The following is an 18,680-nucleotide window of genomic DNA, read 5'->3' on the forward strand; positions in this document are numbered from 1 at the left end:
GCATACCCCTGTGCGACCCGAGGCTTTTTTTGCAGGGACAACCCGGATTGATACGATCCGGGACTGTTCAATGTTGGTGGGGATACAGACCGTAAGGACACGGTGTCAAACGAAGGTTCTTGTATGAATCCGACAATTTAAGCGGTTATGCACGCGTCAATCGTTTATAATGCAAGGACCCCCGATGCCACGGCGGCAGTGTCGGCCGCGGCAAGCACGCAACTGGCTCGCCATGAACCGCACCATCGTCGCAATTAATGCGATTCGGCGCCGACCGTCTCGACCGGAGGTGTCCGTTCAATCAGCCACGCCATGGCAATGCTTGTACTTCTGGCCCGATCCGCATGGGCACGACGCGTTGCGGCTGATGCCGCTGCCCGCATAAGGATCGTTTGCCGAAGACGAACCGGACATCGTTGCATCGGCCATCGCTGCCGCGCCAGCGGCGCCGGAGGCGAACATGCCCTGCCCCAGCGACCCCAGCATCGCCTGCGCGCCGGGAACCTGGGCGCTATCGTCCTCTCCCGTCAGCGGATCGATGTGGCTGGTCAGGAAATCGGGCAGTTCGGGCAACTGGAAATCCTCGGGCCCGGTCATGCGGATTTCGCTGGTCATCAGGATGCGCGTGACGTCCTCGCGGATCGCTTCGAGCATCCGTTCGAACAGCCCGAACGCCTCCTGCTTGTATTCGTTGATCGGCGTCTTCTGTGCATAAGCACGCAGAAACACGACCTGGCGCAGCGCATCGAGCGTGGCCAGATGCTCTTTCCAGTGATGATCGAGCCGTTCGAGCAGCACCGACTTTTCAAGCCCGCGCCATGCGGATTCGTCGAAACTTGTGACCTTCTCGGCCATCTTCGCGTCGGCCGCTTCGACCACTCGCTCCTCGACCGTTTCGGGTTCGAGGCCGTCTTCATCGAGCCAAGTTTCGATCGGGATTTCAAGCCCGAGAATTTCGCCGAGCCGCTCCTTCAGCGTGGCGACGTTCCACTGCTCGGGGTACGATCCCGGCGGACACGCCTCGCCGACCAGAGAGTTGATCGTATCGTGGCGCATGTCGAGCACCACTTCGTCAACCGCGTCGGCGTCCATGATGTCCGAACGCTGCTCGTAGATCACTTTGCGCTGATCGTTCATCACATCGTCGTATTCGACGACCTGTTTGCGCACGTCATAGTTGCGTGCTTCGACCTTCTTTTGCGCGGTTTCGATCGCTTTCGACATCCACCGCGATGGTGGCAGCGCCTCGCCGTCTTCCAGGTTCGAGCGCATCATCCGCGCGAACAGGGTGTCTGGCCCGAAGATGCGCAGCAGATCGTCATCGAGGCACAGATAGAAACGCGACAGCCCAGGATCGCCCTGCCGGCCCGAACGGCCACGGAGCTGGTTGTCGATGCGGCGGCTTTCGTGGCGTTCGGTAGCAAGCACGAACAGCCCGCCGGATTCCAGAACCTTGCGCTTTTCTTCGGCCACTTCGGCGCGGATGCGTTCGATCGCGGCATCGCGCTCCGGCCCTTCGGGCACATCGGCCAGTTCATCGGCCAGACGCACTTCGAGGTTGCCGCCAAGCTGGATATCGGTGCCGCGACCGGCCATGTTGGTGGCGATCGTCACCGCGCCGAGCCGACCGGCCTGCGCAATGATATGCGCCTCCATCTCGTGGAAACGCGCGTTGAGCACGTTGTGCTTGACGCCCTCCTTGTCGAGAAATTCGGACAGCATCTCGGACTTCTCGATCGACACCGTGCCAACCAGCGCCGGCTGACCGCGTTCCTGATGTTCCTTGATCGTGCGCGCGATCCCCTGGAACTTGTCCTCGATACTTTTGTAGAAAGTGTCTTCCTCGTCGACCCGCAGCACCGGCACGTTGGTCGGGATGGTCACCACGTTCATCTTGTAGATGTCGTAAAATTCCTTGGCCTCGGTCGCGGCCGTACCGGTCATGCCTCCCAGCTTGGGGTACATGCGGAAATAGTTCTGGAAGGTGATCGAGGCCATCGTCTGGTTCTCGGGCTCGATCGTGACGGCTTCCTTGGCTTCAACCGCCTGGTGCAGCCCGTTCGACCAGCGTCGGCCGTCCATCATGCGGCCGGTGAATTCGTCGATGATCACGACTTTGCCGTCCTTGACGATGTAGTCGATATCGCGCTTGAACATCACGTTGGCGCGCAGCGCCTGGTCGAGGTGGTGCACGACCATGGTGTTTTCCATGTCGTAAAGGTTCGAACCGACCAGCAGCCCGGCGTCTTCGAGCAGCCGTTCGATCCGCTCGACGCCGTCCTCGGTGAGCGAGATGTTCTTGGTTTTTTCGTCGGCGTCGTAATCTTCGGGCACGATCTGCTTCACGATCGCGTCGACTGACATGTAAAGGTCGGACTTGTCGTCGGTCGGCCCCGAGATGATCAGCGGGGTGCGCGCTTCATCGATCAGGATCGAGTCGACCTCGTCGACGATCGCGAACGAGAACGGCCGCTGCACCATCTGCGCGCGTTCATGCTTCATGTTGTCGCGCAAGTAGTCGAAGCCGAGTTCGTTGTTGGTCGCATAGGTAATGTCGGCCTGGTACGCCGCCTTGCGTTCATCGTCGGGCATGTTGGGCACGACCACGCCCACGGTCAGCCCAAGGAACGTGTAGATCTGCCCCATCCATTCGCTGTCGCGCCGGGCCAGGTAATCGTTGACCGTCACGACGTGGACGCCCTTGCCCTCGATCGCGTTCAGGTAAACTGCCAACGTAGCCACCAGCGTCTTGCCCTCGCCCGTGCGCATTTCGGCAATTTCACCGCGGTGGAGCACGATCCCGCCAACCATCTGCACATCGAAATGCCGCATCCCCAACACGCGCCGCGAGGCTTCGCGGCAAGTGGCGAACGCTTCGGGCATGATGTCGTCGAGCGACTTGCCGTCTTCGAGCAGCGACCGGAACTTGGCGGTTTGCGCCACCAGTTGATCGTCGCTCAGCGCCTGGAGCGCGGGTTCGAACGCCGCGATCTGGCGGACGATCTTGTCGAGCGATTTGACGTAACGGTCGTTCGACGAGCCGAACACGGACTTGGCTAGGTTGCCGAGCATGGGTTATTTCCTGGATTTTGGTATTAAGCCGGCCGACTGGTCGAGCCAGCCCTCGGGCAAAATGGTTCGAATGCGGCGCGGGTGGCGCTATTCGAGCGGGCGGTCGCTCAACGCAATGCTGCATCCAACGACATCCGCGCAATCGGCAAGTGCCACGATTTCGGTGTGTGATGTTGTGCCGGCCGCACGTGTTCGCGGCGCTGCTGCCCGGATGGCGACCACGACCGATGCGACCGAACTTGCAGATTCGACCTGTTCAGCGCCTGCGACTTGTGCGCGCGCCGTTGCCACGGTCATGCCAGGAGTGGCAAAACCCGCGATGAGGGCCAGAAGAGTGAGCAAAAATCGCATCGAGGGCTCAGATAGGGGCTCGGACGCGCTTCGTCCATGGGCAAAGACGCACCGCAAGCGCGAACGGTTCCCCGGACGGCATTGATGACGGGCAAACCTGAAAGATTGGTAGCGGAGGAGGGACTCGAACCCCCGACACGCGGATTATGATTCCGCTGCTCTAACCAGCTGAGCTACTCCGCCCCAGGGGGCATGCCGCGCGGCTTTCGCGAGACAGGCGGGGCCTTTAGGCGGGCACGCGGCGCGGGTCAACAGGTGAAAAGGTCTTCGCGGGCTTGCCTGTGCCCGCTCACCCGCGGCCCCGGAAAGACCAGCGGCCAGCCGCTTCCCACGGCCCGCCGCGATAGATGTGCATGGCCAGCGCCACGAAACGAAAGTCGCGCGGCTGGAAGGTGGCCGCCAATTCGCTTTGCAACGTGCGTGCGACCTGGGCCGTTACCTTGTTCTGGATCGTGACATGCAGCCGCGGCCGGTGCTGGTCCTGCGCCGACAGCGCGCCGTGGAAATGATCGGCAACACGGTCGCGCAAGGCCAGCATGGCGGGGCTTTCGATCACCAGCGCGGTACCTTTGCCCAGGTCCATCACGCCCGACAGTCTTGCCGCAATGGCAGCATGGGCGGCCGCCTCGCCTGCAAGCACCCGCTTGATCTGCTCGGCCAGCGAGGGGGCCAGCGCGTGAAACAGCGTCACATGCGCGGACAAGTGATTGCGCTCGGCAGGAAAGTGCGCGCGGCGCAAGCGATCTGCCCAGCCGAAGATATCGGCCGGCAATTCCGCGGTCACGATGAAAGGCGCCGGCGGCGCTCGCCCGATCAGGGGCGTGCCGTCGGCGCCTTGCATGATCAGCCGGCCTTGGTCAGCGCAGCCAGCACGTTTTCGGGCGAGGTTTCGCCGTAGGGGTCGCTGTCCGAGCCGACGTCGTTGATGCCCGGCTCTTCGAACCAGTGCGTCACCACGTTGTCCTCTACGACCATCGCATAACGCCACGAGCGCATGCCGAAGCCAACGTGATCCTTGTTGATCAGCATGCCCATGTGGCGGGTGAACGTGCCGGAGCCGTCGGGCAGCAGCTTCACGTTCTCCACGCCTTGTGCCTTGCCCCAGTTGTACATGACGAAGGCATCGTTGACCGAGATGCAGTAGATCGCATCGACGCCGGCAGCCTGAAATTCACTGTAGAGCTTCTCGAAGCCCGGGAGCTGGAAGCTCGAGCACGTCGGGGTGTAAGCGCCGGGCAGCGAGAACACGATGACCTTCTTGCCGGAGAATTCATCGCGGACCTTGAGGTCCTGCCAGCGGAACGGGTTCGGCCCCTCGACGGTTTCGTCGCGGACGCGGGTCTTGAGCGTAACGTCGGGGATGGTGCGGTCGGTCATCGGTATGGTCCTTTGGTGGAGGGGAAGCGAAATCAGGGGCCCGGTGCGGGATGCACCGGGTGCGATGCCGCTTTGCCCGGATTCGATTGATTGATCCAACGCATTGAACTGGTAACATTGATCGGAAAAGTCGATCCAATGCGGGTGCGGCCGCTAATTGCCGAGATATCCTCGCGGTCCCAACCGCCGATCCCGGCGCCTACAATTCGCCTTTGGCCCGTCTCAGCGCAAACCACTTGGCCACGTTGGCGTTGTGCTGCTCCAGCGTTTCGGCAAACTGGTGGCCGCCGGTGCCGTCCGCCACCATGTAGAGCGCGGTGGTTTTCGCCGGATGGAGCACGGCTTCGATCGAAGCTTTGCTGGGGTTCGTAATCGGGCCTCTGGGCAGGCCGACCATCGCGTACGTATTGTAATCGTTGACCGCCTGGATTTCAGACTGGCGGATGCGGCGGCCGAGCGGCTTGCCTCTGGTGATCGGGTAGATGATCGTCGGGTCTGCCTGGAGCAGCATCCCTTTGCGCAACCGGTTGGAATAAAGCGCGGCGACCATCGGGCGTTCGGAGGGCTTGGCGGTTTCCTTCTCGACGATCGAGGCCAGGACCACCGCTTCCTCGGGCGTTTTGGCCACGGTGTCGGGCGAGCGGCCGGCCCAAGCTTGCTTGACCACGCGCGCCATGGCGGCCTGCATCCGCGCAACCACGGCAGCGCGTTGCTCACCGCGTGCGAAGGCGTAGCTGTCGGGCAGCACGCTGCCTTCCTTCGGCACGGCGACCGGCCCAGTCAGCAACGGGCGTGCCATCAGCCGATCGTAGACCATGATCGAGGGCATGCCTTCGGGGATCATGACGAAGCGGTTGAGCGTCTCGCCCTCGGCCAGCAGCGCCAAAATCTGCGATTCGCTGGCGTGCGCCGGCAGTTCGAATTCGCCGGCCTTGATGTCATCGGCGCTACCGCCGAGCAGCCTGGCGTGGAGCTTGAACGCCAAGGCCGAACGGATCGCACCGTCCTTCTGGAGCTTGAGCGCGAGGCTGCCGAGCGTCGAGCCATCGGGCACGATGAATGCGGTGGGCTTTGCCAGCGGGCCGGCGCCGTACCATCCGCGCAGCACACTGCCGCCGCCGATCAGCCCGACTACCGCCAAGACAATCGCCAGCAGGCCCAGTTTTCCGCGCTTCATGTCCGTGATCCCCCCGCCCCTTGCGGGATCAAAGTTCCTTCACGATCACGCTGGCGTTGGTGCCGCCAAACCCGAAGCTGTTGTTGAGCGCGGCGCGGACGCGGCGTTTTTTCGCCACGTGCGGCACCAGGTCGACGCCCTCGCAGCCCTCGGCGGGATTATCGAGGTTGAGCGTGGGGGGCACTATCTGGTCGCGGATCGACAGGATGCAGAAGATCGTCTCGACCGCGCCCGCGCCGCCGAGCAGGTGTCCGATGGCGGATTTGGTGCTGCTCATCGAGACATTGCCGATTTCGTTGCCGAACAGCCGCCGCACCGCACCGAGTTCGATCGTATCGGCCATGGTCGAGGTACCGTGAGCGTTGATGTAGTCGATGTCGGCTGGGGCCATGCCGGCCTTTTTCAGCGCCATTTCCATCGAGCGGAACGCGCCGAAGCCATCGGGGTGCGGGGCGGTGACGTGATAGGCGTCGCCCGACAGGCCATAGCCGACCACTTCGGCGTAGATTTTCGCGCCGCGCGCCTTGGCGTGTTCGTATTCTTCGAGCACGACCACGCCCGCGCCTTCGCCCATGACGAAGCCATCGCGGTCGCGGTCATAGGGGCGGCTGGCCTGCTCGGGCCGATCGTTGAAGCTGCAATTGAGCGCGCGCGCCTGAGCGAAGCCGGCGATGCCGATTGGACAGATGGTGCCTTCGGCGCCGCCCGCCAGCATGATATCGGCATCGTCGTCGCGGATCATCCGCGCGGCGTCACCGATCGAGTGCGCGCCGGTCGAGCAAGCGGTGACGACCGCGTGGTTCGGACCCATCAAGCCATACTTGATCGAGACCTGGCCCGAAATCAGGTTGATCAGCCGGCCGTGGACGAAGTGTGGGCTGACTCGGCTCGGGCCTTTTGAGGCCAGCACCAGCGATTCGCTTTCGATCCCCGGCAAGCCGCCAATGCCCGAACCGATCGAACAGCCGGCGCGCAGCCGGGTTGCCTCGTCCATTTCGGTCAGGCCAGCGTCTTCCAACGCCTGGCCCGCGGCGTCGATGCCGTAGATGATGAACGGATCGACCTGGCGCTGGACCTTGTGATCCACGCGCTTGTTGGGATCGAAGCCATAGGCATGGTCGGCCGGCTTGATTTCGCAGGCGATCGTACACTTTTGGTCAAACGCATCGAACCGGGTGATCGTGCCCGCACCCGATTTGCTGGCGAGAATATTGGCCCAGGCGGTTTCGACATCGGCCCCCAGCGGGGTGACCATGCCAAGTCCGGTTACAACGACACGACGCATGCAATTCTCCGTTCGAGCTTTTCCGGTGCCCGATTCATACCGTTCTCGCCAATTCAACCAGGCCGTTCTCAAAAACCCAAACAGGCCCAACCCGCGCGGGCTGAGCCTGTTGAAGCCCTATCCTGCTGCCGGTTGCGGGCAGATATGGTTAGGGCTGCCCTTCGACAAGCTCAGGGCGAACGGGGTGTGGGGGAAGGCCGAGGCCTTCCCTGCCGATCAGCCCTTATGCTCGTCGATATAGGTGATCGCGTCCGAAACAGTCGAGATCTTCTCGGCCGCGTCGTCGGGGATCTCGACGCCGAATTCTTCTTCGAACGCCATGACCAGTTCGACGATGTCAAGCGAGTCCGCGCCCAGATCGTCGATGAAACTTGCGTCTTCGGTGACCTTGTCGGCTTCTACGCCCAGATGCTCGACAACGATCTTTTTAACGCGCTCGGCGGTATCGCTCATGAAATGCCCCTTCGAAGGAAAGCGGTTGGTTCGGCTTTCGCCCTAATGAACGGATATGCCGCTGGCAAGCCTTGACCCGGCGTGATTGCGTGCGGACAGCCGTAGACGGCACCCATCCGCCCTTATCCGCCAGTCATCACCGTTGGAAACCCGACGGTGATGACACCGCCGTGCACGGTCATGTCACCTAGCCGCGCAGCCGCCATCCCGCCAATTCTTACCGTTGCCGATCCCTTGGCAATGGCGTCTGGCGGCCCGACGCAGGTTGCCATATCACCAACTCGCGCCGCCATCTGCCCTCCTACCAACACCGTAGGGCAACCTATGGCGATCGGCCCGCCGACGTGCGGTACAAGGCCGGTGACCATCGGGCAGGTGTGCATGTCGGTGATGCGAGCCTGCATCGGCCCGCCGCCGCACGCCGGACTTGCGCGCATGGCCGCCAGATAGTTTTCCATGGGATGAATGTATTTGAGATCGAGCCCCACCCCGACAAGTAGCCCGAGCAATGCCAATCCCGGAGCAATCAACAGGCCAGCCAGGGGCAAGACCACGTTAAAGGCCACATCCCGGGCAGCCAGACCGGCAGTGCGACCCAGCGTATCGGAGCTACCGACCTGCCTGCCGATCGCCGGCACTACGTCGCCAGGCAGCGCAAGGTTTCGCACGAACGGTTTGGCTTTTGCGATCTGGTCCTCATTGAGCGCAAAAGCTGCGCCGGGAGACGCAAAGGTGACAGCCTCGCGCCCTTCGTCGAGAACACCTGCGGAATATTCGGCTTCGGCAGCGCCTTTGGAATGTCCGGTGAACGACAACTTTGTCGGTTTGAAATTTTCATTTACCCGTCTGGCAAAGGCTTCCGCATCCTTGAACGATTCCGGGGGACCCTTCCGCAATCCCAGCTTTCCTCCGCCGATTTCGAGCAAATCTGTCTTGCCCCAATCAACCATCGATCCATCCGATCCGATTGCCCTGCTTCCGCGACTGGCGATGACGACTTCGCCGGTATTCTTGTTTCGGAAAGCCTGGCCGAAGTAGCCGCTGGTCTCCGAGTGCATCTCAACCGGTCGCCCGTCCGCCTCGCGCAGGATTTCCCAATTTGCCTCCATGCCCAAAGGAACCGACGTTCCTTCGGGTCCGCCATAAGCGGCTTGTGCCAACTGGCCATATTCGTATTCGCTTGGCATCAGTGCAGTATCGCGGGAGCAAGCGGGACGGTCAGGAACCTGGCCTGCCGAGTCAGCAGCGCGCCAACTGTGCGCCCGTCCGGCGAAAACCGCGCCACCACAATCTGCTTGTCGCCAACCGGAATGGTCTCAACCAAAGTGCCGCCGCGTTTCCAGTCGACAATTTCCATCGAGCCTCCGGTCTCGCCCAAAACGGCCCATGGCTTTGACGGATCGGGCGAGAAGTCGAGCGAACGGATTTCACCCGACCCGGCTCGAATTTGGCCAAGCAGTGTGCCGCTCCGAGTGTCCCACAACGACAGCATGTTGTTCATCGGTTCAACCTTGCCGGGAACGTATGGCGGATCACCGGTGGTGGCCAGCACAGACCCGTCGGGACTGAATGCTACCATCCCGAAGCCGACGACCCGGGTAGGAAGCGTCCGCACCACTTGCCCGCTTTCCAGGCAAATCAATCGCACTTGCGAATCCTGGCCCACTACCGCGACATTAGCCCCGCCAGAGACGATAGCGCCGATCGAACTGCCTGGGATTTTGCCGCGCAGGAGAAGCCTGGCCCCGAGGTCATAGACCGACAATGCCGATCCACCCCCGGCTTGCGCCGGCATCTGGTGCGCCCCGATGAGGCGATTGCTCGCGCGATCCACCCAAAAGCGGACCAGCATGTTCATTGCGGTCCCGGCCGCAGCCCCGTTTGCGCCCGGCAAGTGACTGACAGTGTTGTGCACGCTGTCCCAGATCGTGACCGCGTCGCCCGCATCGAGCGGAGCGCAAATCACCCTTCCTTGGGCATCCCATGCGACGTTTTCGACTCCGCCCGCCAGATTGCCAAGCCGTGCGACGATTTGACCACTAGCCGCATCGAAAATGGCGACTCGTCGCAAAGCTTGAGAATGAACCGCAATTTTTCGCCCGTCCGGGCTCCATGCGAATTCCGAAACTGCGCCCTCGCCATCGGCAACATCGAACTGCATGACCGCACTGCCCTTGCCCTGCTCTCGCGACACGCTGCACCCGGCAACCATTGCGCCTCCGATCAATAGCGCAGTTACCGTTCGAATGATTGCTCCGTCACTCCAACGGCGGAATACACCTCGGAAGTACACGTAAGATCATCCCCGAACGCAAGAGCAATTTCGGCCGCGGCTGAAATTAACAAGCATCCGAGCACAAGTCATGCGTTATCTCGCGCAGCGAAATGGCCTTGGACCACTCGCAGCCGGCCCCTGCAGGCGATTATTTCATCCCTTGCTCGACTCGACCACGCGGATGTTGAGTTCGCGCAACTGCTTGGCGGTGACGGGGCCAGGAGCGCCCATCATCAGGTCTTCGGCCTTCTGGTTCATCGGGAAGACCACGACCTCGCGGATGTTGGGTTCATCGGCGAGCAGCATCACGATGCGGTCGACCCCCGGCGCCGAACCGCCGTGCGGCGGCGCGCCGAACTTGAAGGCATTGATCATGCCGGCAAATTCGGTGTCGACCATGTCCTTGCTGTAGCCGGCGATCTCAAACGCCTTGTACATGATTTCGGGCCGGTGGTTCCGGATCGCACCCGACGACAATTCCACGCCGTTGCAGACGATGTCGTACTGCCACGCCAGGATGGTCAGCGGGTCCATCGTTTCCAGCGCTTCCATCTCGCCCTGCGGCATCGAGAACGGGTTGTGGCTGAAATCGACCTTTTTCGCGTCCTCGTCGTATTCGAACATCGGGAAATCGACGATCCAGCACAGCTTGAACGCGCCCTGCTCGATCAGTCCGAGCTGTTCGCCCGCCCGCGTACGCGCCGCGCCCGCCAGCTTGACGGCTTGCGTCAGCTTGCCTGCCGCGAAAAATACGCCATCGTCGGGTCCAAGACCGAGCGCCTCGACCAGCTTGGCTGTCGCTTCAGGGCCGTGGTTCTTGGCGATCGGTCCGGCGGGGACGCCTTCCTTGATGTTGATGTAACCCAGGCCCGCATGGCCCTCGGCGCGCGCCCATTCGTTCATGTCGTCGAAGAACTTGCGGCTGTTCTTGCCCGCGCACGGCGCCGGGATCGCGCGGACCACGCCGCCTTCGCTGGCGATACGGTCGAACAATCCGAAGCCGGAGCCCTTGAAGTGCTCGGTCACGTCCGAAATCTCGATCGGGTTGCGCAGATCGGGCTTGTCCGAACCGTATTTCAGCATCGAAGTGGCATAGGGAATGCGCGGGAAGCTGCCCGATGGCGTCACCGTCTTGCCGCGCGCGAATTCCTCGAATACGCCCGCCAAAACGGGCTCGATGGCGTTGAACACGTCGTCCTGCGTAACGAAGCTCATCTCGAAATCGAGCTGGTAGAATTCGCCCGGCGAACGGTCGGCACGCGCGTCCTCATCGCGGAAGCACGGTGCGATCTGGAAATAGCGATCGAACCCGGCCACCATCAGCAACTGCTTGAACATCTGCGGCGCCTGCGGCAGCGCATAGAACTTGCCCGGATGGACCCGGCTCGGCACCAGGTAATCGCGTGCGCCTTCGGGACTGGAGGCCGTCAGGATCGGAGTCTGGAACTCGGTGAACCCTTGTCCGACCATGCGCTGGCGCAACGAGGAAATGACCGCGCTGCGCAGCATCATGTTGGCATGGAGCTTCTCGCGTCGCAGATCGAGGAAGCGATAGCGCAAGCGGATATCCTCGGGATATTCCTGCTCGCCGGCTACCGGCATCGGTAGTTCCTCGGCGGCCGAGCGCACTTCGGCGTCCTGCACCCACATTTCGATCCCGCCGGTCGGCAGGTTGGCGTTGACCGTATCAGCGGTGCGCGCGACGACCTTGCCGGTCAGCGTGACCACGCTTTCGACGCGCAGCCGTTCGAGCGTGCTGAACGCCGGGCTGTCCGTATCCGCGACGATCTGCGTGAGGCCGTAATGGTCGCGCAAGTCGACGAACAGCAGCCCGCCGTGGTCGCGCTTGCGGTGGACCCAGCCGGAAAGGCGGACGATCGAGCCGACGTCGCTGGCGCGCAGCTGGCCGCAGGTGTGTGTGCGATAGGGGTGCATCATGGCGCGGCTAACAGGCCAAGGTTTGTGGTTTGTCAAGCGGGCTGGGGACTGGCCGAGTGAGGATCGGCAGCGCGCAACTGTGCAAGACGCAGGCAAATCGCGGTCGCCCACTGGAAAAACCCTCGCGTTGCGCTAACAGCGGTGGCCTATGAAGATCCATCCGCTGATCACGACCACGCAAGCCCTCACCGAACTCTGCGAAAGGCTTGCCAAAGCCCCGTTCGTCACGGTCGACACCGAGTTCATGCGCGAGAACACGTTCTGGCCCGAATTGTGCCTGATCCAGATAGCCGATGAAACCGAAGCCGCGGCGATCGATCCGCTGGCGCAGGGCATCGACATGACCCCGCTGTGGGATCTGATGGTCAACAATGAAGACGTGCTCAAGGTGTTCCACGCCGGCGGGCAGGATGTCGAAATCATCTACAACCTCACGGGCAAGACCCCGCACCCGATTTTCGACACGCAGATTGCGATGATGGCGGTCAGCCAGGCCGAACAGATCGGCTATTCCAACCTGGTCGAATCGTGGCTGGGCATCCCGGTCGACAAGGGCGCCCGCTTCACCGACTGGAGCCGCCGCCCGCTGACCGAGCGCCAGATCGAATATGCGATCGGCGACGTCACGCACTTGTCGAAGATCTTCCCCAAGCTGCTGCGCAAGCTGCGCAAGACCGGTCGCGGTGCGTGGCTGGATATCGAGATGGAGCGGCTGGCCGATCCGGAAAACTATCGCTCCGACGTCGACAAGGCGTGGCTGCGGATCAAGGCGCCCAGCCGCAATCCGGCGGTGCTGGGCCGGTTGAAGGCCATTGCTGCGTGGCGCGAACGCGAGGCGATGGACAAGAACATCCCGCGTGGCCGGATGATGCGCGACGAAACCATCGCCGACATCGCCGGGCACCCGCCCAAGGACCAGTCCGAACTCGCCAAGGTGCGCGGGCTGTCCACCGGCTGGAAGGACAACGATATCGGCCGCCGCCTGATGGGCGTGCTGGCCAACGCCAGGCCGATGACCGAGGACGAAATGCCGCCGCGGGCACCGCGCGGCGCACCGCTGGGCAAGGAAGGCGCCTTGGTGGCCGATTTGCTGAAGCTGCTGCTCAAGATCCGGGCTCGCGAGATCGACATTGCCGCCAGGCTTCTCGCTCGGAGCGACGATCTCGAGGCGCTTGCCGCCGGGCAGCGCAAGGGTGTGGCCATCCTCGAAGGCTGGCGGATGGATGTATTCGGTCGCGATGCGCTCGATCTGGTCGAGGGCCGGCTGGCGTTCGCAGTGGTCAATGGCAAGCTCAAGATGGCGCATATCGACGATATCGGCGCCAAGGACGAAGCGATCGCGCATATCGACAATGCATCAGCGACCACGATCGACGACGATGACGAACCGCTGGTGATCGCCGAGCCTGTCAGCGCCGCAAACGACGACGAGGACTAGGCCAGCCAGGCGCATGAGCACATATCTCCCCACGCTCAAGCAGTTGCAATACCTGGCTGCGCTTCACGAACACGGGCATTTCGGGCGCGCGGCGGATTCGTGCTTCGTGTCGCAGTCAACGCTGTCGGCAGGCCTGCGCGAACTGGAATCGTTGCTGGGCGTCACGCTGGTCGAACGCACGCGGCGCGTGGTGCGGTTCACCCCGCTCGGCAACCAGGTTGTCGCCAAGGCGCATCGGCTGCTGCGCGAGGCCGAGGAATTGTCCGAACTGGTTCAATCGCAAGGCCAGCCGCTGTCGGGTGAATTGCGGATGAGCGTGATCCCCACGATCGCGCCGTTCCTGCTGCCGCGTATCCTCCCCCGGCTGCGCCGCGAACGCCCCGCGCTCAAACTGTTCCTGCGCGAGGAGCCGAGCGCGGCGGCAATCGAATCGCTCCACCACGGCCGCGCCGATTGCGTGCTTCTGGCGCTGCCGTTCCCGACCGGCGAAGTCGAGATGGAGCACCTGTTCGACGACGCGCTGTTCGTGGCCTTCCCGCTCGACGATCCGCGCGACCCGCCCGCCACGATCGATCCGGCCAGCATCGACGAGAACCGGCTGTTGCTGCTGGAGGACGGGCACTGCCTCAAGGACCACGCGCTCGCCGCGTGCAACCGCCCCGAATTGCGCGCCAGCGCAACGATGATCGGCACGTCCCTGCACACGCTGGTGCAGATGGTCGACAACGGGCTGGGCCTGACCTTGCTGCCCGCCATGGCGATCGACGCCGGCATCCTCAACCAGACGCAGATCGTGGCGCGGCCGCTCAAGGCCAACCACGCCTTCCGCGAAATCACGCTGGTATGGCGCAAGAACAGCCCGCGCAGAGATGAGTTCAAACTGCTGGCGGGCGAATTGCGCGCGGGTTGACAGCGCGCACCGGGCCTGGGTTATAGAGCGCAACGGGGACCGCGATCTCCCCATCAGGCAATTGCCCAAGAATCGCGTCCTGCTTTGCAGAAGGACGCCGCATGCCTGACGATCAAATTACTGATTCCCCGTTGCCCCCGCCCTCTCCCGTGTCCTTGCGTCAAGCGTTCTGGGTCTGGCTACGGATTGCTGCGCTGTCGTTCGGAGGGCCGGCCGGGCAGATCGCCGTGATGCATCGCATCCTCGTCGACGAGAAACGCTGGATCGGCGAGCAGCGGTTTCTCCACGCGCTCAACTATTGCATGCTGCTGCCCGGCCCCGAGGCGCAGCAACTGGCGACTTACATCGGCTGGCTGATGCACCGCACGCGCGGTGGCATCGTGGCGGGCGGGCTGTTCGTGCTGCCCGGCGCGATTGCTATCATGGCGCTAAGCTGGATCTATGCGCTGTACGGCCATGTCGGGGTGGTCGCCGGTTTGTTCTTCGGGCTGAAATGCGCGGTGCTGGCGGTGGTGCTGCAAGCGGTGGTGCGGATCGGCAGCCGCTCACTGCGCAACGGCGTGATGCGCGGGCTGGCGGCTGCGGCTTTCGTGCTGATCTTCTTCGTGGGCGTGCCGTTCCCGCTGATCGTCCTCGGCGCCGCGATGATCGGCTTTATCGGCGGGCGCGCAGGCGTTCCCGCGTTTCAGGCGGGCAGCGGCCATGGGGCAAGCAAAGGCACGGTGATGGACGCCGATTCGTTGCTTGGCGAGGAACTGCCCGCACACGCCAGCCCCACGATCGGTCAATCGCTGCGGCAGGCCATGGCATGGCTGGTGCTGTGGCTCACGCCGGTTGCCGCGCTGGTGATCCTGCTCGGCCCGCACAACGTGTTCAGCCAGATCGCGACGTTCTTCGCGACGATGGCGGTGGTGACCTTCGGCGGCGCTTACGCGGTGCTGGCTTATGTCGCACAGCAGGCGGTCTCGGGCTATCACTGGCTGAGCCCGCAAGAGATGCTCGACGGGCTGGGCATGGCCGAAACCACCCCCGGGCCGCTGATCATGGTGTTGCAATTCGTCGGCTTCATGGGCGCGTACCGGCATCCGGGCGCGCTCTCTCCTTTGCTGGCGGGAACGCTCGGCGGGTTGCTGGCGACGTGGGTAACGTTCGTCCCGTGCTTCCTGTGGATATTCCTCGGCGCGCCGTTCATCGAGCGGATGCGCGGCAATCGCGCACTGGGCGGAGCTCTATCGGCGATCACCGCGGCCGTCGTCGGCGTGGTGCTGAACCTGGCGGTGTGGTTTGCGATTCATACCATTTTTCGGCAGGTGCGCGCGGTGTCGTTCGGTCCGATCCGGTTCGACATGCCGCAGCCAGCCAGTGTCGATCCGTGGGCTCTGCTGGTCGCGGCTGCGGCAATCGTGGCGATGTTCCGCTTCAAGATGGGCATCTTCACGGTGCTCGGCGCCGCTTCGGCGGCGGGGGTGGTGCTTTACTTCACCGGCGTGGCTGGCTGATCAGTCACACGTCGGGGAAATGCTTGCGCACCAACGCGGCATAGCGGGCAAGGCTGCGCTTGTTGGCGCGGGCCTGCGTGGCAGGATCGACCGCGATCAGCCCGAAGCGCTTGGCAAAGCCTTGCGCCCACTCCCAGTTATCGGTCGCCGACCAGTAGAACAATCCCCGTAAATCCACACCTTGCGCGCGCGCCCTGGCCGCAGCGCCGAGGTATTGGTCCAGCCATGTCAGCCGCTGCTGATCTTTCAAACCACTGTCCCACGTAGTTTCGCCCCGCAGCGCAAAGCCGGTTTCGGTCACGTAGATCGGCATCGGTCCGTAGCGTTCTGACGCCCAGACCAGCGCCTCGGTCAGGCCATCGGGCTCGACCGGTTGCATCGCCGTACGCGGCAGGACTTTGGGTGCTTCGGCAACCTCGAACCCCACCGGCCCCGGCACCCCGCGCACGTAAAGCCGGGCGTAGTAATTGACCCCCAGAAAATCGAACTTCGTGGCGATCGTATCGAGATCGCCAGGCTTGACCAGCGGCGCCACCAGCGGCGCAAAGCTGTCGGGATAACCCTTGCCGAAAAGCGGATCGAGGAACGCGGTATTGGCGATCGCATGCATCCGCGCCGCCGCCGCGACATCATCGGGCTTGCCCGGTGTTTCGGGCCGCACGGGGATCGCGATATGCGTGGTGCCCAACCGCGCCGTCGAAGGCAGGTGCGCCCGCGCCGCCTTAGCCATCAGCCCGATCGACAGGTTCTGGTGATGGATCGCCGAAACCAGCGCCAGCGGCGACTTGAACCCCGGCGCGTGCTCGCCCGAACCATAGCCCAGCAAGGCCACCGATCCTGGCTCGTTGAAGGTGATCCAGTTCTTTACCCTGTCGCCCAAGTGCTTGGTGACGATCCCGGCGTAATCGGCCAGCCGCCCGGCGATATCACGGCTCAGGAAATTGCCGGCCCACACCGGCGTATCCCAGTGGAACAGCGTAACCCACGGGTCGATCCCGCGTTCGAGCATGGCATCGATGATCCGCGCGTAGAGATCCAGCCCGGCCTGGTTGGGCGCGCCTGGGCCGTCAGGCTGGATGCGCGGCCAGGCGGTCGACATGCGGAAGGCCTTGACGCCCGCCGCCTTGAGCCGGTCGAGGTCGGTCGCGTAGCGCGTGTCGAATTCGGTGCAGCGCGCATTGGTGGATCCGTCATGGATTTTGCCGGGGGTATCGGCAAACACGTCCCAGTTGCTGCGCCCGCGCCCGTTTCGGCTTTCGGTCTGCGCTGCAGCGGCAGCCACGCCGATCACGAATCGATCGCGTGGCGCGGGTGCCGCGCCGGCCGGCCCTGAAACGGCCAGTGCGCCCGCAACCGCTCCACCCAGCGCCTGGCGCCGCGTCACGATTGCGCTGAACGAGGGCGAATCGCCCCTTTCGTGCCCGGCCATCTCATCCTCCCGAAGTGTTATGCCGCGTAACCTGCGATCGATTGCCTACGCGTGCAAGCGGCCAACTACAGATTGCTGCGGGCCGTGGAAGCACGCGGTCTTAAAGTCTGCACAGACCTGACGCATTGTATTGATCCCGCAACGCTCCGGTCACCCCCACGCAACAACGATTGCATAGAGGCCACCCCGCATGACGGCGGGCAATCGCAAACGATTGTCCACATCGGGGGGTTACCATGTTGCGTTTGTCCAAGAGCATTCTGTTGAATTCCTGCGCCCTTGCGGTGTGCTTCGGCACGCCCGGAATGGCGCTGGCCGCATCCGAACCGGCCCCAGCCGCCGCAGATGCCGCCCCGGCAGATGACGCGGCGAACGCCCCGCTCGGCGAGATCATCGTCACCGCGCAGAAGCGCAGCGAAAACCTCCAGTCGACCCCGATCGCGATCTCGGTGCTCAAAGGCGATGACCTGGCCAACCGCCACGTCCAGTCGCTGCTCGATCTGGGCGATGGCGCGGTGCCCTCGCTCAAGGTCGCGCCGTTTTTCTCGCGTCCCGGCGCGCTGATCGTCAACATCCGCGGTGTGGGCGTGCTGTCCGATTCGAACCAGCCGGCGCGTGACCAAGGCGTCGGTGTCTATATCGATGGTGTCTATCAGGGCCGCGCACAGGGCCTCGGCTCGGCGCTTTACGATATCGAGAACATCGAAGTCCTCAAGGGCCCGCAAGGCACGCTGTTTGGGCGGAATACCGAAGGTGGCGCGGTCAACATCGTCACCAAGAAGCCCAGCGGCCGGTTCAAGCTGAATGCCATCGTAGGCTATGGCAACTACAACAGCCAAAAGGGCGAGGTCCACGTCGACCTGCCGGAATTCGCCAACATCAGCGTCAAGGTCGACGGTATCCTGACCACGCGCGAAGGCTTCGTGAAGAACCCTCTGCCCGGCGCGTCGGACTACAACGCGTTCGACAAGCGCGGGCTTCACGTCGAAGCGCTGTGGAAACCGGCTCCGGATTTCTCGGCCGACCTGTCGTTCGACAAGTCCTACGATGCGACCAGCACGCTCTACCAGCAGTTCATCTCGCCAGGTGTCGGTCTGCTTGCGACCGCGACCAACCCGGCTTCGACCAATCCGGCTCTAGCTGCTTACACCAAGTTCGCCGCTGCCGGCATTCCGAACGTGTTGGCCGCGATCAACCCTTTGCAGCCGAACCGCGTCGATACCGCGCTGGTCGGCCTGCCGCAGCAGCCGAGCGTGGGCAAGACCACCGGCTATCGGCTCGGGCTCGAATACAAGGCGCTTCCTGACCTGACCTTCCGGTCGATCACCGCGTATCGCGAAATGACGCAAAGCCAGTTCGACAACGGTTCGGGCGTGCCGTCGTTTCAAATCCCGGTTTCGTCGGGCAACCCGCTGGGCCTGTTCAACTTGTCCACGCCGACGACGGGCAATTTCGTGGGCGGCGTCAATACCGGCA

15 protein-coding genes and 1 tRNA gene are annotated in these 18,680 nt (G+C 63.3%); 5 read left to right on the plus strand and 11 right to left on the minus strand.

Features of this window, described 5'->3' with window-relative positions; genetic code table 11:
• Positions 1 to 297: 297 nt before the first annotated feature.
• Positions 298 to 3,072 (minus strand): preprotein translocase subunit SecA, encoded by a 2,775-nt coding sequence (secA, locus tag Q0R16_RS15515; RefSeq protein ID WP_295638062.1) that lies wholly within the window; start codon positions 3,070 to 3,072, stop codon positions 298 to 300.
• Between secA and Q0R16_RS15520 the strand changes: the two genes are divergently transcribed.
• Positions 3,071 to 3,508: a hypothetical protein gene (locus tag Q0R16_RS15520; protein WP_295638065.1), complete on the plus strand. Its 438-nt coding sequence runs from the start codon at positions 3,071 to 3,073 to the stop codon at positions 3,506 to 3,508. The two genes, secA and Q0R16_RS15520, sit on opposite strands and share 2 nt — an antisense overlap.
• A gap of 21 nt (positions 3,509 to 3,529) precedes the next feature.
• Here the strand turns inward: Q0R16_RS15520 and Q0R16_RS15525 are convergent.
• The 9 genes from Q0R16_RS15525 to aspS form a co-directional block, all read right to left on the minus strand.
• Positions 3,530 to 3,606, minus strand: a tRNA-Met gene (locus tag Q0R16_RS15525).
• A gap of 106 nt (positions 3,607 to 3,712) precedes the next feature.
• Positions 3,713 to 4,264, minus strand: coding sequence for a 2'-5' RNA ligase family protein (locus tag Q0R16_RS15530; protein WP_295638068.1), 552 nt, complete (start codon positions 4,262 to 4,264; stop codon positions 3,713 to 3,715).
• Positions 4,265 to 4,266: 2 nt separating this feature from the next.
• The gene (locus tag Q0R16_RS15535) at positions 4,267 to 4,800 is read right to left on the minus strand and encodes a peroxiredoxin (protein ID WP_295638071.1); all 534 of its coding nucleotides are present in this window, start codon (positions 4,798 to 4,800) and stop codon (positions 4,267 to 4,269) included.
• A 199-nt stretch (positions 4,801 to 4,999) separates the two neighbouring features.
• Positions 5,000 to 5,977, minus strand: coding sequence for an endolytic transglycosylase MltG (gene mltG / locus Q0R16_RS15540; protein WP_295638074.1), 978 nt, complete (start codon positions 5,975 to 5,977; stop codon positions 5,000 to 5,002).
• A gap of 28 nt (positions 5,978 to 6,005) precedes the next feature.
• Entirely contained in the window at positions 6,006 to 7,262 is a 1,257-nt protein-coding gene (gene fabF / locus Q0R16_RS15545) for a beta-ketoacyl-ACP synthase II (RefSeq protein ID WP_295638077.1), read from the minus strand.
• Between the two features lie 216 nt (positions 7,263 to 7,478).
• A complete protein-coding gene (locus tag Q0R16_RS15550; protein WP_295638080.1) occupies positions 7,479 to 7,715 on the minus strand; it encodes an acyl carrier protein in 237 nt (78 codons plus the stop codon).
• A 122-nt stretch (positions 7,716 to 7,837) separates the two neighbouring features.
• Positions 7,838 to 8,902 carry a PAAR domain-containing protein gene (locus Q0R16_RS15555; protein WP_295638083.1) on the minus strand — a complete coding sequence of 355 codons (1,065 nt, stop codon included), beginning with the start codon at positions 8,900 to 8,902 and terminating at the stop codon, positions 7,838 to 7,840.
• Positions 8,902 to 9,786 carry a hypothetical protein gene (locus tag Q0R16_RS15560; protein ID WP_295638086.1) on the minus strand — a complete coding sequence of 295 codons (885 nt, stop codon included), beginning with the start codon at positions 9,784 to 9,786 and terminating at the stop codon, positions 8,902 to 8,904. Before Q0R16_RS15560 ends, Q0R16_RS15555 begins: the two co-directional genes overlap by 1 nt.
• Before the next feature lie 357 nt (positions 9,787 to 10,143).
• Positions 10,144 to 11,925 carry an aspartate--tRNA ligase gene (gene aspS / locus Q0R16_RS15565; protein WP_295638106.1) on the minus strand — a complete coding sequence of 594 codons (1,782 nt, stop codon included), beginning with the start codon at positions 11,923 to 11,925 and terminating at the stop codon, positions 10,144 to 10,146.
• A 151-nt stretch (positions 11,926 to 12,076) separates the two neighbouring features.
• On the opposite strand from aspS, the gene rnd reads away from it, so the two are divergent.
• From rnd to chrA, 3 genes are all read left to right on the plus strand, one after another.
• A complete protein-coding gene (rnd, locus tag Q0R16_RS15570) occupies positions 12,077 to 13,366 on the plus strand; it encodes a ribonuclease D (protein WP_295638089.1) in 1,290 nt (429 codons plus the stop codon).
• Positions 13,367 to 13,379: 13 nt separating this feature from the next.
• Positions 13,380 to 14,276: a hydrogen peroxide-inducible genes activator gene (locus tag Q0R16_RS15575; RefSeq protein WP_295638092.1), complete on the plus strand. Its 897-nt coding sequence runs from the start codon at positions 13,380 to 13,382 to the stop codon at positions 14,274 to 14,276.
• A 101-nt stretch (positions 14,277 to 14,377) separates the two neighbouring features.
• Positions 14,378 to 15,775 carry a chromate efflux transporter gene (chrA, locus tag Q0R16_RS15580; RefSeq protein WP_295638095.1) on the plus strand — a complete coding sequence of 466 codons (1,398 nt, stop codon included), beginning with the start codon at positions 14,378 to 14,380 and terminating at the stop codon, positions 15,773 to 15,775.
• 4 nt (positions 15,776 to 15,779) lie between these two features.
• Here the strand turns inward: chrA and Q0R16_RS15585 are convergent, their stop codons facing one another.
• Positions 15,780 to 17,204, minus strand: coding sequence for a family 1 glycosylhydrolase (locus tag Q0R16_RS15585; RefSeq protein WP_295638098.1), 1,425 nt, complete (start codon positions 17,202 to 17,204; stop codon positions 15,780 to 15,782).
• Positions 17,205 to 17,467: 263 nt separating this feature from the next.
• Between Q0R16_RS15585 and Q0R16_RS15590 the strand changes: the two genes are divergently transcribed.
• Positions 17,468 to 18,680, plus strand: a 1,213-nt coding sequence (locus tag Q0R16_RS15590; RefSeq protein WP_295638101.1) for a TonB-dependent receptor plug domain-containing protein, incomplete at its 3' end; no start/stop codon positions are given.

Origin of the sequence: Novosphingobium sp. (assembly GCF_025351285.1) — a bacterium.
Classification (GTDB): Bacteria; Pseudomonadota; Alphaproteobacteria; order Sphingomonadales; family Sphingomonadaceae; genus Novosphingobium.

Coding starts and splice junctions, on each gene's coding strand:
- Q0R16_RS15520 (WP_295638065.1), top strand. CDS start 3,071: ATGGGTTATTTCCTGGATTTTGGTATTAAGCCGGCCGACTGGTCGAGC.
- secA (WP_295638062.1), bottom strand. CDS start 3,072: ATGCTCGGCAACCTAGCCAAGTCCGTGTTCGGCTCGTCGAACGACCGT.
- Q0R16_RS15530 (WP_295638068.1), bottom strand. CDS start 4,264: ATGCAAGGCGCCGACGGCACGCCCCTGATCGGGCGAGCGCCGCCGGCG.
- Q0R16_RS15535 (WP_295638071.1), bottom strand. CDS start 4,800: ATGACCGACCGCACCATCCCCGACGTTACGCTCAAGACCCGCGTCCGC.
- mltG (WP_295638074.1), bottom strand. CDS start 5,977: ATGAAGCGCGGAAAACTGGGCCTGCTGGCGATTGTCTTGGCGGTAGTC.
- fabF (WP_295638077.1), bottom strand. CDS start 7,262: ATGCGTCGTGTCGTTGTAACCGGACTTGGCATGGTCACCCCGCTGGGG.
- Q0R16_RS15550 (WP_295638080.1), bottom strand. CDS start 7,715: ATGAGCGATACCGCCGAGCGCGTTAAAAAGATCGTTGTCGAGCATCTG.
- Q0R16_RS15555 (WP_295638083.1), bottom strand. CDS start 8,902: ATGCCAAGCGAATACGAATATGGCCAGTTGGCACAAGCCGCTTATGGC.
- aspS (WP_295638106.1), bottom strand. CDS start 11,925: ATGCACCCCTATCGCACACACACCTGCGGCCAGCTGCGCGCCAGCGAC.
- rnd (WP_295638089.1), top strand. CDS start 12,077: ATGAAGATCCATCCGCTGATCACGACCACGCAAGCCCTCACCGAACTC.
- Q0R16_RS15575 (WP_295638092.1), top strand. CDS start 13,380: ATGAGCACATATCTCCCCACGCTCAAGCAGTTGCAATACCTGGCTGCG.
- chrA (WP_295638095.1), top strand. CDS start 14,378: ATGCCTGACGATCAAATTACTGATTCCCCGTTGCCCCCGCCCTCTCCC.
- Q0R16_RS15585 (WP_295638098.1), bottom strand. CDS start 17,204: ATGGCCGGGCACGAAAGGGGCGATTCGCCCTCGTTCAGCGCAATCGTG.